The 17,323-nt window shown below is 28.7% G+C and carries 15 protein-coding genes; 10 read left to right on the top strand and 5 right to left on the bottom strand.

Translation table 11 applies throughout. From position 1 onward, the window contains the following. Positions 1-451: 451 nt before the first annotated feature. On the top strand, positions 452-1,555 hold the full coding sequence (locus tag RH99_RS13950; protein WP_010239384.1) for a D-alanyl-D-alanine carboxypeptidase family protein: 1,104 nt from the start codon (positions 452-454) through the stop codon (positions 1,553-1,555). 167 nt (positions 1,556-1,722) lie between these two features. On the opposite strand, the gene RH99_RS13945 is transcribed toward RH99_RS13950, so the two are convergent. From RH99_RS13945 to RH99_RS13935, 3 genes are all read right to left on the bottom strand, one after another. Further along, complete coding sequence (locus tag RH99_RS13945) at positions 1,723-2,049, bottom strand: winged helix-turn-helix transcriptional regulator (protein WP_010239383.1); 327 nt, start codon at positions 2,047-2,049, stop codon at positions 1,723-1,725. 196 nt (positions 2,050-2,245) lie between these two features. After that, positions 2,246-3,523, bottom strand: coding sequence for an FAD-dependent oxidoreductase (locus RH99_RS13940; protein WP_010239382.1), 1,278 nt, complete (start codon positions 3,521-3,523; stop codon positions 2,246-2,248). Positions 3,524-3,564: 41 nt separating this feature from the next. Then, positions 3,565-4,545, bottom strand: a complete 981-nt coding sequence (locus RH99_RS13935) for a sulfide/dihydroorotate dehydrogenase-like FAD/NAD-binding protein (RefSeq protein ID WP_010239381.1) — start codon at positions 4,543-4,545, stop codon at positions 3,565-3,567. A 693-nt stretch (positions 4,546-5,238) separates the two neighbouring features. On the opposite strand from RH99_RS13935, the gene RH99_RS13930 reads away from it, so the two are divergent. From RH99_RS13930 to RH99_RS13920, 3 genes are all read left to right on the top strand, one after another. Further along, positions 5,239-6,711, top strand: coding sequence for a nitrogenase component 1 (locus RH99_RS13930; protein WP_010239380.1), 1,473 nt, complete (start codon positions 5,239-5,241; stop codon positions 6,709-6,711). Beyond that, positions 6,704-8,062, top strand: coding sequence for a nitrogenase component 1 (locus RH99_RS13925; RefSeq protein ID WP_010239378.1), 1,359 nt, complete (start codon positions 6,704-6,706; stop codon positions 8,060-8,062). The genes RH99_RS13930 and RH99_RS13925 overlap by 8 nt, the downstream gene beginning before the upstream one ends. A 374-nt stretch (positions 8,063-8,436) precedes the next feature. Further along, positions 8,437-8,907, top strand: coding sequence for a NifB/NifX family molybdenum-iron cluster-binding protein (locus RH99_RS13920; protein WP_010239377.1), 471 nt, complete (start codon positions 8,437-8,439; stop codon positions 8,905-8,907). A 283-nt stretch (positions 8,908-9,190) separates the two neighbouring features. Here the strand turns inward: RH99_RS13920 and RH99_RS13915 are convergent, their stop codons facing one another. After that, positions 9,191-9,817, bottom strand: a complete 627-nt coding sequence (locus RH99_RS13915; RefSeq protein WP_010239375.1) for a DUF6465 family protein — start codon at positions 9,815-9,817, stop codon at positions 9,191-9,193. A 196-nt stretch (positions 9,818-10,013) separates the two neighbouring features. Further along, on the bottom strand, positions 10,014-10,271 hold the full coding sequence (locus tag RH99_RS13910; RefSeq protein ID WP_010239373.1) for a YkuS family protein: 258 nt from the start codon (positions 10,269-10,271) through the stop codon (positions 10,014-10,016). Positions 10,272-10,489: 218 nt separating this feature from the next. Between RH99_RS13910 and RH99_RS13905 the strand changes: the two genes are divergently transcribed. The 6 genes from RH99_RS13905 to RH99_RS13880 form a co-directional block, all read left to right on the top strand. Next, on the top strand, positions 10,490-11,203 hold the full coding sequence (locus tag RH99_RS13905) for a pseudouridine synthase (protein ID WP_010239371.1): 714 nt from the start codon (positions 10,490-10,492) through the stop codon (positions 11,201-11,203). Positions 11,204-11,351: 148 nt separating this feature from the next. Next, positions 11,352-12,242: a MurR/RpiR family transcriptional regulator gene (locus RH99_RS13900; protein WP_010239363.1), complete on the top strand. Its 891-nt coding sequence runs from the start codon at positions 11,352-11,354 to the stop codon at positions 12,240-12,242. 38 nt (positions 12,243-12,280) lie between these two features. Further along, positions 12,281-13,498 (top strand): BaiN/RdsA family NAD(P)/FAD-dependent oxidoreductase, encoded by a 1,218-nt coding sequence (locus tag RH99_RS13895; protein WP_010239360.1) that lies wholly within the window; start codon positions 12,281-12,283, stop codon positions 13,496-13,498. Positions 13,499-13,648: 150 nt separating this feature from the next. Further along, positions 13,649-14,317, top strand: coding sequence for a (d)CMP kinase (cmk, locus tag RH99_RS13890; protein WP_010239358.1), 669 nt, complete (start codon positions 13,649-13,651; stop codon positions 14,315-14,317). A gap of 18 nt (positions 14,318-14,335) precedes the next feature. After that, complete coding sequence (locus tag RH99_RS13885; protein WP_010239357.1) at positions 14,336-16,261, top strand: bifunctional 4-hydroxy-3-methylbut-2-enyl diphosphate reductase/30S ribosomal protein S1; 1,926 nt, start codon at positions 14,336-14,338, stop codon at positions 16,259-16,261. Positions 16,262-16,550: 289 nt separating this feature from the next. Then, on the top strand, positions 16,551-17,323 hold a 773-nt coding region (locus RH99_RS13880; protein ID WP_010239355.1), incomplete at its 3' end, for a CotS family spore coat protein.

Below are 17,323 nucleotides of genomic sequence, written 5' to 3'. Positions count from 1 at the left end.
TATATTTTTTTAATAATTCCAATATAGTCTTTACTTCTTATATCATTTTTTATGTTTTTAGTTACTCTTTTTTTTGAAACTTAACTTCTTTCCGTATATATATAAATGTAAATTGTTATTATAATAATGCAATTTAAAATGTATTGGTATAGGAAAAAAATATTATTATAGTTATAATTACAAGAGCTATTATAATATGCACATTCAGTCCTCCAAAATTACTAATATTACATATTATAACCAAAATGAACTAATTTTATAAATATGTAGTAAATATATGAAACAAAATAATTATGATGCAATCTAATTTACATATTAAATATTATGTAAATTAGATAAAAAGTAAACTTAACGGATAGATTTTAATTTTATACAAATAATAAATTAAGACATTTTAATAAAGATAATAAATTAAAAAATTAACAATAACATATGAAAAGAAGGTGTAAAAGTGAAATTTAAAAAGCTTAATAGAATTATAATTTCCATAATTTCTTTTTGCTTAATAAATATGATAACCTGCAATGTGTATGCAGAAGGAATAAATGTAGATGCAAGAGCAGCAATAGCATTAGATAGTAAATCTAAACTTGTACTATATGAAAAAAATTCAGATATGATTATTCCTATGGCAAGTACAACAAAAATAATGACTGCTCTTGTTACTATAAAATACGGAAATTTAGATAAAGAAGTTACTATATCCAAAGTATCAGCAAGTGTTAGAGGATCAACAGTTGGATATAAGGAAGGGGAGATTGTAACTGAAAGAGAATTATTATATGGGTTGATGTTTAAATCCGGTAATGATGCAGCTATCGCCTTAGCAGAAAATGTAGGTAAAAATGTAGATGGATTTTTAAAATTAATGAATGAATACGCAGTTGAAATTGGTGCTTTTAATTCTCATTTTGAATCTCCCCATGGACTAGATAGTGAAAATCACTATTGTACAGCTTATGATTTAGCTTTAATAACTGCAAAAGCTAAAGAAAATAAAATTTTTAATGATATAGTTGCTTGTAAAGACGTGGATGCTAAAGAAATGAATTTTACGAGAAGCTACCATAATATAAATAAGATATTATATCAAATACCCGGCGCAAATGGAGTTAAAACAGGATACACTGGCAATGCTGGAAAATGTTTAGTTACATCTGTAAATATGGATGGTCATGATGTTATTTTTGTAGTACTAAATTGTACACCAAGGTGGAGAGAAACAGAAAAAATATATAAATACGTTAAAGATAATTATTCTTACAAAAAATTATATTCAAAGGATCAACTTATTAAAGAAATTCCAGTAAATAAGAATAATAACCTTAAATTATTAATAAATGATGATATAGTATTACCTTATGCAAATAACAAAAATTATACTACTAAATGTGTATTGCCAAAAACTATTAATAAAACTGTTAACAAAGGAGATAAACTTGGGAAAGTTCAAGTTTATGAAAATGATAAATTAATATATTCCGAACCTTTAGTGGTTGAAAATAATGTAAAACAAAATTCAACTATGAAAAAATGGTTTTTTAATAGGAATTAGATGGGGATGTTTCAAAAATAATAAATACTCATTAAAGTTGAGAGTGGCTTTATCTAATTACTAGAAATTATATGCTAATAATTATTTTTAGTAGTAAAATAGATAGGAGATGTATAACAATGGATATCTATATATTGTTATACATCTCTTTTTTTAATTTATATACCTTATATATTAGAAAAATATTTCCTAGACCATTTTTCAATAGTTTTCAAAGCAGGAATTAATTCTAATCCTCTTTGGGTTAATGAATATTCTACTTTTGGAGGAACTTCTGCATATATATGTTTACTTATAAGTTTATCTTCCTCTAACTGCTTTAAAGAGTCATTTAACACTTTTTGACTTACTCCACATGTAACTCTTTGAAGTTCAAGAAATCTCTTTGGTCCTTCAAATAAGTGGCATAGTATTACAGCTTTCCATTTACCTCTTATTTGTTCAAATCCAAGATCTAAATGGCATATGTAAGATTTATCTTTATATTCTAGCAAAATTAAAACACCTACCTTTAAATAAATTTTACTGCTATATTATTAATTATAATGAAAATAAGTAGAATTAAAATATAAATTACTATAAATTTTATAAAAAGCTCATTATTATACAAGTATAAAAGAAGGAGTACCATTCTTATTTATAAGTACTCCTTTATGTTACATAACTTTATAAATTTATATACTTAGTTTTTTATAATAGTTTTTCGTTGAATACATTAGTTAGATTTAACTTATCAACTTTACTTTTTATTTGATTTATATCAGTACTATAAAGACCTAATTTATTCATTCTTTTAAAGTATTCAGATCCTGCAAAGGTATACCTTTTTCTTCTACCGTCTTTTTCCATCATCATGTGATTTGCAAAAGCTATAATATCTCCAGTAGCTAAATCTCTAGGTAGAATTAGAGGAGGTATTCCCAAAGTACTTCTTACAGCGTTATGCCCAGCCAAGCTACCTGTTAATATAGCTTCTGTATGACCTACAAATAATCCACCTTTTTCTCCACCGCAGAATAGATTATCTATTCCCTTTACTCTCATGTCATCATTTCTTGGAGCAACAGATAAATAACGAATAGAATTTCCCTTTCCACCGGCATAGGGGTCTATATATTTAACTTCTTCAAGACCAGGTATTTTTCTCAGCTTCTCTAATGGATAGAAGGTGGTCATTAGTTTTGCATGACCAGTATCCAAAAGAATTACATTTTCTGCAAATTCCTTTAATGCATACTGCTGACAAACTTTTATTTTAAGTTTATCTAAATTTATATCTTCTGGTGGAATTTTTAATATAACTACACCTTTTTCATCTAATTGTTTAACTATTGAATCACTTAGGGATTCCTTGGCCAGTTTACAAGAACCACTGAAAGCACCAAGGTTTCCATCTTCTCTTTCACCTTGAATATCATCCACACCAGCTCTACTACTTATACTTACTCTTGGACCAAAGGAAGGGCATCTGAGTACACACATAGAGCATCCATTACCATATCTTAAGCAATTACCCATAGGACCAGTAGAGCCAGTAGTTTCTATAAATACATCTCCAGTTACATAACTGCCATCTGAAAGGTAAATTCCTTCTATTTTATTATCTGTTTTTTTAACATCAATTACTCTATTTATTAAGTTTATTGATATACCTAAATCTTTAATATATTTACGAACTGCTGGTTCTATTTTATTTACATCATAAAGCCAAGCATGTTTATGACCTGGAAAATCAATATTCTTATGTCTAGAATTTTTATCTGTTATGTTTATTAAATCGCCAGCTCCTAAGGCAATTAGTTCTTCAGAAGCTGTGAATCTACCGTTGTTTCTCATTATGCCACCAACATTACCAAGCCCCAATAGCATATCGGTTTTTTCATATAGTTCAACTTCAGCACCAGATTTTTTAGCTGTAATAGCTGCTGCACAGCCAGACCAACCGCCACCAATAATTATAACTTTCATATAAAATAAGCCTCCCCAAATTGATAAAAATTATATTTCAACTATAATGATCTTCTATCCTTAAATATAAATTTAGGATCAATTTGTAATTTACATAATCTTTTTACAACATCACCATCATATCTTGTGCTGCAAGTACCACAGATACCTTCACCACAGCACATTCTTGCGTTATTACAGCATGCAATTTTAATATTATCATTGGTTTCATTAAGAATGTTACTTATGAATATATCTGGACCTGCACAGTATATTAAATTCACATCTTTTTCATATTTTTTTATAATATCTTTTAGCTCATTAGAAAGAGTGCCATTACTTTCTAAAACATTGCATTCAATTAGCGTAGCATCACATAAATTTAGCTGTTCTTTTATAAATATATCCTTAAAACTAGATTTATCAATTACTGCAATTATTTTATTACCATTACTATAAAGTTTTTTCATTACTGGTATCATAGGTGCCATACCTATACCTCTAGCAATAAGTAGGGAAGTTCTATCCTTACTCTGATATATATTTTTTAAACCAAGGACTCCATTCCAATAGGGACCTCTAATGGCTATGTTATCATTTTCTTTAAGCATATCAATAGTCTTAGTTTTTATTCCCTTTGACTCTATAACTAGTTTTATAATGTTTTCATTTACATCTGTATCCATTACCGAGATAGGGGCATCAAAGTATCCATTGCTTTTAGGATTTCTTGCAAAAACAAAGCTACCAGGATGTGATAGTTCTTGAACAAGTTTATGCCTAGCATTTATGGTATAGCAAACAACATTTTTAGTTAATTCTTCTTTTTTTAGTATTTTACATAAAGAGACCTTTCTTAGTTGTTTTGCATGGTTTCCATTCCAGGCATATTCCTGATATATACAAACTCCTTTCCAATTTGTACAGTCGCAAAAATTTTTCCCTTGTAAATGAGAACAAAGCAAACAATCACCTGTTTCAGCAAGATGACAAGGGCAGTATTCTGTTCCAGCATCAATACAATCTTTTATTTCGTAGTTCATATTTTGACCTCCAAAATGATAAATAAAGACCTTTATAATAGCATATTTATATGAGGGAATTTGTGTTACTAATGCAGGTTAATTAGTAGTAACTTATTTTTTTATATATGATATAATAATGGGCAATGAAATAAAATTAAAAAACCCTTGACAATAGATAAGCAATAAGATAAACTGAAAATCATATAAAACATATATGCAAACATGGATATAAATTAACAGCTTACTACATAGTGCTATTGCTTAAAAAATATAGAAATGATTATTTTCTAACTGGAAAACCGGAGGACAAATATTCTTTATTGAATTTTGTGCTCCTTTTTGCATGTAATTAATTTTTAACCTTTAATTACATGATCATTTTATATTATTTAGAAACTTGCAATAATATTAGAAAAAAGAATGTGTTAATCATGAGATTATATTCTACTTTGCAGAGAACTAACAAAATACTTTGAAGATTACAGTTGATTTAAGGCATCTTCAAAAAATAACTAAGTCAGTATGCTAGCCTATTTTAAATCCTACTGCGTCAACAGAACCCTCTGATAGTCAAACTATCATCAGAACCTGTTTCCTTGTTGGATTCAAAATATTCGTCGCATCTTTGACTTCTTATTTATTTTCAGATGCCTAATGTAAATATTAGAGGGTTATAACAAGGAATTAATAAAAAATGAAGAGGTGGTTTAAATGGCAATAAATCTAAATTTACCAGAACTGGATATAAGAGATAAGAGATTAGGGGCAATTATATCCTATAATGGCTCTGCACAAGATATTTATGAAAAATCTCTAGAGCGTAGTATAAAATCACAGGAAAGAAGTTTTAGCCAGTGTGGAGCTTGTTCATCTTCCTGTGCTTTTGGAATTGTATCAAATATTATTGGGTCCGTAGTTATAAATCATGCACCAATTGGCTGTGCATCAGATTTCGCTACGGCACAGAATAATATTAGAAGAGGATCTGCATTGAGAGGAATAGATATTGGAAATTTTAAAGCCATAAGTACAAATCTTGAAGAAAAAGATACTATATATGGTGGATCAAGTAAATTAAGAGAAGCTGTGCTGCTTGCAAAAGAAAGATTTAATCCAAAGGTAGTATTTGTAACTGCCTCCTGTGCTTCAGGAATTATTGGAGAAGATTTAGAAAGTTTAACAGATAATTTAAGTAAAGAAACGGGTATTAATGTTGTACCTGTTTATTGCGAAGGATTTAAATCTAAAGTTTGGACAACTGGTTTTGATGCATCTGGGCATGCAATATTAAGAAAGATAGTTAAGAAATCTAGTAAAAAGACTAATTATATAAATATTATTAATTTTCAGGGAGCTCACGTATTTGATGATTTATTAGGAAAACTTGATTTAAAACCAAGATATTTGTTCCCATTTTCGACTATTGAAGAAATTGAGAATATATCAGATGCAGTGGCAACAGCAAACATATGTGAAACTTTAGCTTCATATGTGGCAGCAGCTTTAGAAAGTGAATTTGATGTACCTGAGGTTAGGGCACCTGTTCCAACAGGGATAAAATGGACTGATGAATGGTTAAGAGAAATAGGGAGAATGACAAATAAGGAAGAAAGAGTTGAAGAAGTAATAAAGCAAGAACATGAGAAAATTAAGCCTAAATTGGACGATCTTAGAGCAAAGCTAAAAGGAAAGAAAATATATATTATGGCTGGAGATGCAATTGTTCAAAGCTATGTAAGTGTTGCTGATTCCCTAGGACTTGAAGTAATAGGAGCGGTAGCTTTCCACCACGACCAAGCTTATGATAATGATTATCAAGAACTTAATACAGTAGGGAACATGCTAAAGCATATTGGAGATGTTGAAAATTATTGTGTAACTAATAAGCAGCCTTATCAATTTACAAATATACTAAAAGAATTTAAACCCGATTTTGTACTTGTAAGGCATCCAGGAATTGCAGTAGTAATTAATAAATTAGGCATACCAGCTTTTCATTTAGCTGATCCAAACATGATAATAGGTTATGATGGAGTAATTGCTTTAGGAGAAAAAGTTTATGAGGCAATAAAAACCCAAAAATATGTTGAAACATTAGCTAAACATTTTGAGTCACCATATACGGATTGGTGGTCAAAGCAGGACTCATTTACATTTGCAAAGGGAGGGAAAAAACTTGGGTAACGTAATTGAACAGCCAAGATATACTTGTGCAATAGGAGCACAACATACGGTTCTTGCAATAAGAGGAGTAGTACCAGTTTTACACTGTGGGCCTGGTTGCAGTAACAAAGTTTCATTAGCTTTAACAACATCAGCAGGTTATCAAGGTGAAAGTGATTTTGGAGGAACCCACATACCTTGTACAAATTCATCAGAAAAGGATATAGTTTTTGGTGGAGAGAAGAAACTTGATGAAACAATTGATGGTGCATTAAAGGTACTTAAGGGCAAATTATTTGTGGTTTTGACAGGATGTACAGCAGATATAGTTGGAGATGATGTTATATCTATAGCTAGCAAATATCAAAGAGAAGGAAAATCAGTTATTAATGCAGAAACAGCAGGCTTTAAAGGAAGTAACTACGTAGGTCATGAGCTTGTAATAAAAAGCATAATTGAACAATATATAGGAGATGTTAAGCCGAAGGTTAGAAAGGTCTTAGTAAATGTATTTTCAGTTGTTCCAAATCAAGATCCATTTTGGAGAGGTGATTTAAAGGAAATAAAAAGAATTTTAACTGCTATAGGCTTAGAAGTAAATATACTTTTTGGGTATGAGAGTAAAGGTGTTGAAGAGTGGAAGGATATTCCTAATGCAGAATTTAATTTAGTGCTAAACCCATGGGTTGGATTAAAGGCGGCAAAACTTCTTGAAAGAAAATTTGGAACTAAATTTCTTCATTATCAAGAGTTACCTGTTGGAGCTGTTGCAACTAGTAAATTTTTAAGAACTGTTGGAGAGTTTGCAAATCTTGATAAAGATAAGGTTGAACAAGTAATAAAGGAAGAGGAATTTTCATTTTATAAATACTTTTTGGATATTGGTGACTTTATAGCTGAAGGAAGGGCAGGATTACCTTTTGAATTGTATACTATTGCTGATTCTGCTTATGCAATAGGTGCGAGTAATTTCCTGATTAATGAATTAGGATATGTTCCTAAGGGTGCTTTTTTAATAGATAATGTTCCAGAAAAATATAAAGATAATGTTACAAATATATTTGAAGGAATTCATGAGGAATATAAAGGAAAGGTATTTTTTGAAACTGATGGGGGAGCTATAGAAAAAATAATAAGAAATGATGTAAATATTCCCAGAAAAACCCTCATTTTAGGAAGCACCTGGGAAGATAAGTTATCTGAAGATTTAAATGCACCAGTAGTTTATATAAGTAATCCAATTTTAGATAAACTAATTGTAAATAAAACTTATATTGGTTATACTGGGGGATTAAATCTTATTGAAGAAATTTACTCTTCTATTTTAAGTAATAAGAATTTCAATCAAAGAGTTAACGCTATATCTATATAAACTAATGAATTAGAAAAAGGTTAAGGCATATGAAAATAAATAACAAGACAAAGATGCGACGTATATTTTGAAGTCAACAAGGAACTAGGTTCCTAAGATAGTGAGCTATCTTAGGGTTCTGTTGACGCGTTGGGATTCAAAATAGACTAGCATACTGACTAGTTATTTATTTGAATGTGCCTAAATACAATAATAAATAATATTTTTAAGAAAACATGACTTAACGCGTAATTTAAAATGGATAGAGATGTTGGAGTAGCATCTCTATCTATTTTTATATGATCTCATGAAATATGTAAATTCGGTAATTTTTCATTGGAATTATAAATGAAAAATTAGGTTCTAATATATATTATTTTAAGGAGGAATTATTTATGTCTATTAAAATTGCTGTAGGAAGCAGTGATGGAAAGGTTATTAATCAACATTTTGGGAGTGGAAATAAATTTTATGTATTTGAAGTTTTTGAAGATGGAACTAACCAGTATGCTGAAACATTTGATATTAAGGAAGAAGACATAATCAATGAAAGTAAAAAATATAGTTCAAAAAAAGTACGTAGTTTAGATAGGACTAACAGTGGAAGTTTTGGTGGAGGCTGTGGTAGTGGTTCTCAAGGTAGCTGTGGAAGTGGCTCATGCTCTGGAGGAGGACATGATGATTCTCAATTAATTGGAAGGATAAGTCTGCTTTCAAAATATGATGCGGTTTTAGTAAATAAAATTGGGAATAAAGCTGAAAAGATGTTAATATTCAGTGGCTTACATGCTTTTGAAAATGATGGCATAATTCAAGAGGCCTTATCAAAATTATACATTTATTTAAAGAGAACAAAAGCAATATAATAATCATTAATTTCTAAACAATTTAATCGTAATTCTAAAATAAAGTACTTAAATAATGCATATGAAAATAAATAGTAAGTCAAAGATGCGACGTCTATTTTGAAGCCTACAAGGAAATAGGTTCTTCAGATAGTTAGCTATCTGAGGGTTCTGTTGACGTAGTAGGATTCAAAATAGACTAGCATACTGACTAGTTATTTATTTGAATATGCCTAAAACAAAAGCATCATAAAATTATTAAATTTCAATAATTTTATGATGCAAATTTTTAATTATGCATGAATTATATAAATTTTATTGATATAGTAGTTTCATTATTTACTAAATAGTAAGCAGTATTTTCTTCGACTTTATAGTATATTTTCAAGTCTTTAACATCTGATAATTTGTAAGTCTCAGCCCACTTTAATTTAAATTGCTTTAACAAATAGTCTTCACTTACTTCTTTACCAAAATGTTGTATATAGAGAGCTTTACTAAAGGATTTAGGTTTATTAAGATTGCTTTTAACTGAGTTTACTAGTTCCTCAGAAGCAGTTATTACCCTTTGAGCTGTAACTTTAGAAGCATCAATAGTAGCATCCCTTAAATCAGTGAAGTTTTTTTGTATGTTTCCCTTAGATTTATTCAAAGGTGGTTCAATATTTTCTTTAATAGATTTTATATTAACTACTTTTGCTAGATCACCAGAAGTTTTAGTAAATGTTTTCTTTGCATTTTCAGAAGCAGTAATTACTTTTTGGGCAGTAGATTTTGAAACATCAATAGTAACACCTTTTAAGTCATTGAAGTTCTTGTGCAAGTTTTCCTTAGCTACTTCGGATGCATCTATTACCTTTTTAGCAGTAATTTTAGAAGCATCAATAGTGGCGTCTTTGAGTTCATTCAAATTTTTAATTTTCTTGCTCATTTTAAGCCCCTCCTAATATACATTATATAACTTTATTTTATCATTCATAGAAAATAATAACAATATTATAATTATATTTACTAAACTTATTTTATATACATAGATAAGGCTTAACAAGTATTCATAAAATACTCATTAAGCCTTATTAGATGTTACTAGTATGAAGTATAATTTTCTAAATAATAATTGAAAACTTCTATCTTTCTCTTATTATTTGTTTTTCTATGTTTTCTGGAGTTCTTCCCTCTGCTGAAATAATTGGAACTTTTGTGGAAGAATTCTCAATTCCAATGAAATTGTCGTCTTGTCCAGTGGAGACTATAAAGTCAACACCGTTAAGAAACTTTTTATCATTTAGCTCATTGTTTTCAAATTCTTTAATGTTATAGCCTCTGCTTTTTAAAAAACTTTCTACGTTACTTAATCCTTTTTCTACGCCTATAGTTCTTATCATAAATTATCACCTCAACATTATTGTTAACAAAATAAAACTTCACTATACAGTATGTTTATATGAAAATAATGTATAATTATAATATAGAAATAACAAAACAAATGAATTTTTATACAAATTATTTGATTTTAATCTATATAAAATATATAATTCATTATGTAAATTTATAATTTGATAAAAGTATATAAATAATTTAAATTAGTTAATAGGTGATTAATATGGAAGAAAGATTGCAAAAATTTATGGCTAGCTGTGGAGTAGCATCAAGAAGAAGCTGTGAGAGAATAATAGAGGCTGGAAGAGTAAAGGTTAATGGTAATGTAGTTAATGAATTGGGAATTAAAATAGATATAAATTTAGATGAGGTTTTAGTTGATAACACTAAGATCTTCCTTGAAGAAAATAAGATTTATATAATGCTAAATAAAGCAGAAGGATATTTATCTACATTAAAAGATGAAAGAGGTAGAAAGACAGTTCTTGATTTAGTAAAGGTAAAGGAGAGAATTTTTCCTATAGGAAGATTGGATTATGATACTTCGGGACTTTTAATTATGACTAATGATGGTGATGTATATAATAAAGTAATACATCCAGGGAAAAAAATAAATAAAGTTTACGAGGCAACTATAAAAGGTGTACCTTCAAAAGAAGAAATAAAAAAGTTTTGCATTGGCATTGATATAGGAAATTATATTACTGCACCAGCGAATTTTAAGATTATTGATAGTAATAGAGATGAATGCAGAGTAAAAATAACAATACATGAAGGCAAAAAAAGGCAGATAAGAAGAATGTGCAAGGCTATAATGCATCCCGTTATTACATTGAGAAGAATATCTGTTGGTGAAATAATTTTAAGTTCAGATTTAAAAAAAGGCCAGTGGAGATATTTAAATGATACAGAAATACAATATCTTAAAAATTTGTAATTCATTTGTCTAAAATTTTAGATAAATGAATTACTTTTTGGCGGATTTGCATTGAAAATGAATACATCATTGATAAGTTTGTGATTTGATGATAAAATTAAGTGAATATTTTACTTGAGTCTTCATTTTGGAGAAAGGGCTGATTTATATGGATAATAGTACTGAAAATAGCAAGCAAGACTTGATGAGAACTATTCAGTTAAAATTTCAAAGACTTAGTAAAGGCCAGAAATTAATAGCTGAGTACATATTAAAGCATTATGATAAAGCTGCATTTATGACAGCAGCAAAATTAGGAATTAGCGTTGGAGTAAGTGAATCCACTGTAGTAAGATTTGCTAACGAACTAGGATTTAGTGGTTATCCGAAGCTCCAGAAAGCTTTACAGGAATTGATAAAAAATAAATTGACGACAGTCCAGAGACTGGAACTTTCAAATAATTTTATAAGTGAAGAAAATGCACTAAAAGGTGTTTTGAAATCTGACATGGAAAATATAAGAACTACTTTAGAAAAAATAAATCATCGCGCTTTTGAAGAAGTAGTTAATTGTATTTTTGCAGCTAGGAAAATATACATAATAGGTCTTAGAAGCTCTACTGCATTATCTGAATTCCTTGGATTTTATTTAAATTTAATTTTAGATAATGTTAATATAGTTGCATATGGTATGAGTGATATATTTGAGCAATTAATAAATATATCTGATGAAGATCTAGTAATAGGGATAGGTTTTCCAAGATATGCTATAAGAACTATAGAAGCTCTTAACTATGCACAAAGTAGGGGTACAAAAGTTGTAGCAATAACGGATAGTTTACTTTCACCTTTAGCTACTAAAGCTGATTATACTCTTATAGCTCAAAGTAATATGGCATCTTTTGTAGATTCTTTAGTAGCACCTTTGAGTGTAATAAATGCTTTAATCGTAGCTGTAGGTCTTAGAGAAAAGGAGAAAATATCTCGTACATTTGAGGATCTTGAAAACATATGGAAAGAATATCAAGTTTATTCATTCAAGGGAAATGAGGAAAAGTAGGAAAAACCTACTTTTTTATTTTGCAAAGGAGTGATTTTTTGAAAAAAGTTATAGTTGTTGGAGGCGGACCTGCAGGTATTATGGCTGCTGTTTCAGCGGCTGACAAAAACAAAGTTACATTAATAGAGAGAAATGAGAAATTAGGGAAAAAATTATACATTACAGGCAAGGGAAGATGTAATGTAACTAATAATAAGGATATAAGTGATTTCTTTGATTTCATACCTGGAAATCCAGAATTTTTATATAGTTCTTTATATACATATAGTAATGTTAATACTATAGATTTTTTCGAAGAAATGGGAGTCAGTTTAAAAGTTGAAAGAGGAGATAGACTCTTCCCTAAGTCTGATAAATCCTCTGATGTAATAAATGCTTTAAGAAGAGCTTTAGAAAATAAAAACGTAGAAGTTATGTTAAATTCACGTATAAGCAATATTAATATAGAAAATGATACTATAAAAAGTTTAGTAACAGAAGATGGAAAAATAATTAAAGGGGATCATTTTATAATATGTACTGGAGGACTTTCCTACCCACAAACGGGTTCTACTGGAGACGGATTAAATTTTGCAAAAAAAGTTGGTCACAATATCACAAAAATCAAACCATCATTAGTGCCTATAGAACTAAAGGAATCTTGGATAAAAGATCTCCAGGGACTTTCTCTTAAAAATGTAGAACTGCTTATTAAAAATAAAAATAAAGTAGTGTATAGGGAGTTTGGAGAAATGTTATTTACTCATTATGGAATATCTGGTCCTATAGTATTAAAGGCTAGTAGGGTAGTTAATGAAAAAGCTAATATGTTAGCTGTAATAAATTTAAAACCAGCATTAAAAAGTGAAGAATTAGATAAGAGAATACAAAAAGATTTTATAAAGTTTTCAAATAAAGATTTTAAAAACTCTTTAAATGACCTGCTTCCTCAAAAATTAATTAGTACTATTGTGAATCTTTCTGGTATAGATGAAAATAAAAAGGTAAATTCTATAACTAAAGATGAGAGAAGAAAAATTGTTGATATTATACAAAATTTTACCCTAAATGTTAAAGGACTTCGAGATATTAAAGAAGCTATAGTTACTTCCGGTGGCGTAGATGTAAAAGAGATAGATCCTTCTACTATGAAATCAAAATTTATAAATAATTTATCTTTTGCAGGAGAAGTAATGGATGTGGATGCATATACTGGTGGATATAATATACAAATAGCTTTCTCAACAGGATACTTGGCAGGAAAGAGTATAGATTAGTCATAAATAAAAATAATATAGTTTAATTTTTATTATTAGGAAAGTAAAATAATATTTATATAAATTTATTATAAGTTTAAAGGATTTTAAAATTTTTTATAGAATATAATTCTAAGAAGTAAACTTTTGTGCAAGAAAGGCGGATTTTAATTGAGATTGTCTGTAGCCATAGATGGTCCTGCTGGGGCAGGTAAAAGTACCATAGCAAAAATAGTAGGAGAAAAGTTTAAGCTTATGTATATAAATACAGGAGCAATGTATCGAGCTATAACTGTACTTGCTATTAGAAGTAATATATCCTATGTGGAAATTGAAAAATTGTGTACATTAGCTGACTCATTAGAAATGCATTTTTATAATGATAAAATTATTGTCAATAATGAGGATTTAAGTGATAAAGTAAATATGCCAGATATAAGCAAGCAGGTGTCAAATTATGCTGCTATTCCTGAAATAAGAGAAAGACTAGTAAGACTTCAAAGGAACATGTCTGAAAAATATGATGTAGTTATGGATGGCAGAGATATTGGAACGGTAGTTTTGAAGGATGCAGCTTTTAAGTTCTATTTGACTGCATCACCTGAAAAACGTGCAAAGAGAAGATTTGAAGAATTAATAAGTAGAGGCATAACTGTAGATTACGAAAAAATACTTAGTGATATAATTAAAAGGGATTATATAGATTCTAATAGAAAAGTAAATCCTTTAACTAAAGCTGAAGATGCCATAGTAATAGACTCTTCTAATATGTCTATAGATGAGGTAGTGGACTTTATAATTAATTGTATAAAGAAAGACATTTGTGAAGCTTTAGAGTAATTCTGAGGTGGTTTTTATATGAAAAAAATTATTTTAGCAAAAAGTGCAGGTTTTTGTTTTGGTGTAAAAAGAGCAGTTGATATAGCAATAAGTATAGAAAAAGAAAAGAAGAATAAAATTTATACTTTAGGGCAGTTAATTCATAATAATGATGTAGTAAAATATTTAAAAGATAATAATATTCATGCTATAGATATTAAAGATGTAGATTTATTAAATAAAACAGATACTATAATAATAAGATCTCATGGAGTTTCTCCTGATATAATAAAATTATTGGAAGAAAAAGAATTGTCTATTGTAAATGCTACTTGCCCATTTGTATCTAAAATACATGAAAAAGTGAAAAAATATAGTGAAGATGGATATAAAATTGTAATTGTTGGAGACAAAGAACATCCAGAGATAATAGGTATAAATGGCTGGTGTGGTAATAAGGCTATAATATCTAAATTCGGTGAAAATTTAGATGATGTTTATGGAAAGATATGTTTAGTAGCACAAACTACAGAAAAACAGGAAAACTGGGAAAAGGTACTATCTATACTATTAAAAAAATCTAAAGATATAGTGACTTTTAATACTATATGTAGTGCTACAGAGAGAAGACAAAAAAAGGCAGAGGAATTAGCAAAAATTTCAGATGCTATGGTGGTAATTGGAGGTCATCATAGTTCAAATACTACTAAACTCTATGAAATATGTAAAAGTAATTGTGAAAATACAATACATGTAGAAAATTCAGGTGAAATACCTGATGAATTATATAAAGGAAAAGATAATATTAGAATAGGCGTTGCAGCAGGAGCTTCAACACCAGATTGGATTATAAAGGAGGCAATGAATAAAATGAGTGATGAACAAAATGTAGAAGGTATGAATGAAGTAATTAGAATGATGGATGAAAATGAAAAGAAAGTATATGTAGGTGCATTAGTAAAGGGTGAAATAATACAAATTAGCGAAAAGGAAGCATTTTTAAACATTGGATATAAAAATGATGGTATTCTTCCTTTGAGTGAGGTTACAAGGGATCAATCTGTAAAATTAACTGATTTATTTACTGTAGGACAAGAAATTGAAACTAAGGTAATTAAATTAAAAAATGAAGACAACTATGTTGTTCTTTCAAGAAGTGAACTTGAAAGAGATGAAGGACTTAATGCTGTAAAAGAAGCCTTCGAAAATAAATCTTCTATAAAAGTAACAATAAAAGAATCTGTTAATGGTGGACTTGTATCAAGATATAAAGGTGTAAGAGTATTTATTCCAGCCTCACATATAGAACTTTATCATGTGGATGATTTAGATGTATATAAAGGAAAAGAAATAGAAATTAATATAATTGAATTCTCAAAAAGAAGAAATACTACTAGGATAGTAGGGTCAAGAAGAGAATTATTAAAATCTATTAAACAAAAAGAAGAAGAAAAAACTTGGGAGTCTCTAGAAAAGGATCAAATAGTAGAAGGTGAAGTAAAGAGATTAACAAACTTTGGCGCATTTATTGATGTAAATGGAGTTGATGGACTTTTACACGTATCTGAAATATCTTGGGGAAGAATAGAAAAACCTTCTGATGTATTAAAAGTAAATGAAAAAGTAAAAGTATATATATTAGATGTAGATAAAGAAAACAAGAAATTATCTCTTAGCCTAAAAAAACTAGTTGAAGATCCTTGGACTAATGTTGAAGAAAAATATCCTGTTGGATCAGTAGTATTAGGTAAAGTTGTACGCTTTGCAACATTTGGTGCTTTTATTGAATTGGAACCAGGTGTAGATGCTCTTGTACATATATCTGAGATAAGCCATAAGAGAATTGCAAAACCTTCAGATGTGTTAAATATAGGAGAAGAAGTCAAAGCTAAAATACTTGATGTAAATAAAGAAGATAAAAAGATAGGACTTAGTATAAAAGAAGTTGAAGAAACAGTTGACTAATTGAAGCAAGTTCTAAAATTCAGGTGAGGATTCTTTTACCCCACCTGAATTTTAGAACTGCAAACGCATGGCTTACTCGGCGTCGAACTCCCACTTGAAGAAAAGTAGAGAGCCCAAATTTTAATTTGGTGCGAATCACTTTCACAGAGTGCGTGGGAGACTTACGCCAAGTTAGTCAGGTTAAATATTTTTATAGATGTATTACAGAGTAATACATCTATTTTATTTTTTGTAATAATTTTTACTTTTAAATAGTATATTTTATCATTGAGAGTATAGGAGGAGTTTTATGGAATTAATTAAAAACTTCAATACTACCAATGATTTAACAGATTATGAGATAAGCATGATAAAAAATGTGATGAACAAATATGATATAAACATTAATGGTATACAAAAAGTAAGAAGCGTTTATAAAATAGAAACTGAAGAAGAACTTTTATGCTTAAAAAAGATGAGGCACGGTAAATTTAAACCTATAAATGGCAGTATTCTTGTAGATGAACTTAAAAAAAATAATTTTAAAAATGTACCTAATTATATAAAGACAAAAGATAATAAGTTTTTTGTAAAATATAAGGGATTTATTTTTTATCTTATTCAATGGATAGATGGTAAGGAATGCAAAATGAAAAAACTAGATGAAGCTGTTAATTGTGCTAAACTATTGGGAAAATTCCATTTAGCTACTACTAAAATAGATAAAAGTAAATTATATATAAGGGATAACAGTAAAAACTGGGATAAAATTTTTATAAAGTATCTTAATGACTTAAAAAATTTCAAAGAATTTATAGGTTATAAGAGATTTAAAGATGAATTTGATGAACTATATGAAGAAAATATAGATTATTTTTATACACGAGGCATTTTTGCTCTCAATTTATTAAATAAGTCTTCCTATTATAAATCTTTGAATCATGAAAATAAAACCATATGTCATGATAGTTATTATTATCAAAATATAATAAAAAAAGATGATGAATACTATATTGTAGATTTGGATAGTATTGTAATGAATTTAAAAGTATATGATCTAGGCAAAATGATAAATAGACTTAT

Source organism: Clostridium arbusti SL206 (assembly GCF_000246895.1).
GTDB classification, from domain to species: domain Bacteria; phylum Bacillota; class Clostridia; order Clostridiales; family Clostridiaceae; genus Clostridium_I; species Clostridium_I arbusti.
Note: the sequence above shows the minus strand (reverse complement) of the source record. Positions and strands in the feature narration are given on the sequence as shown.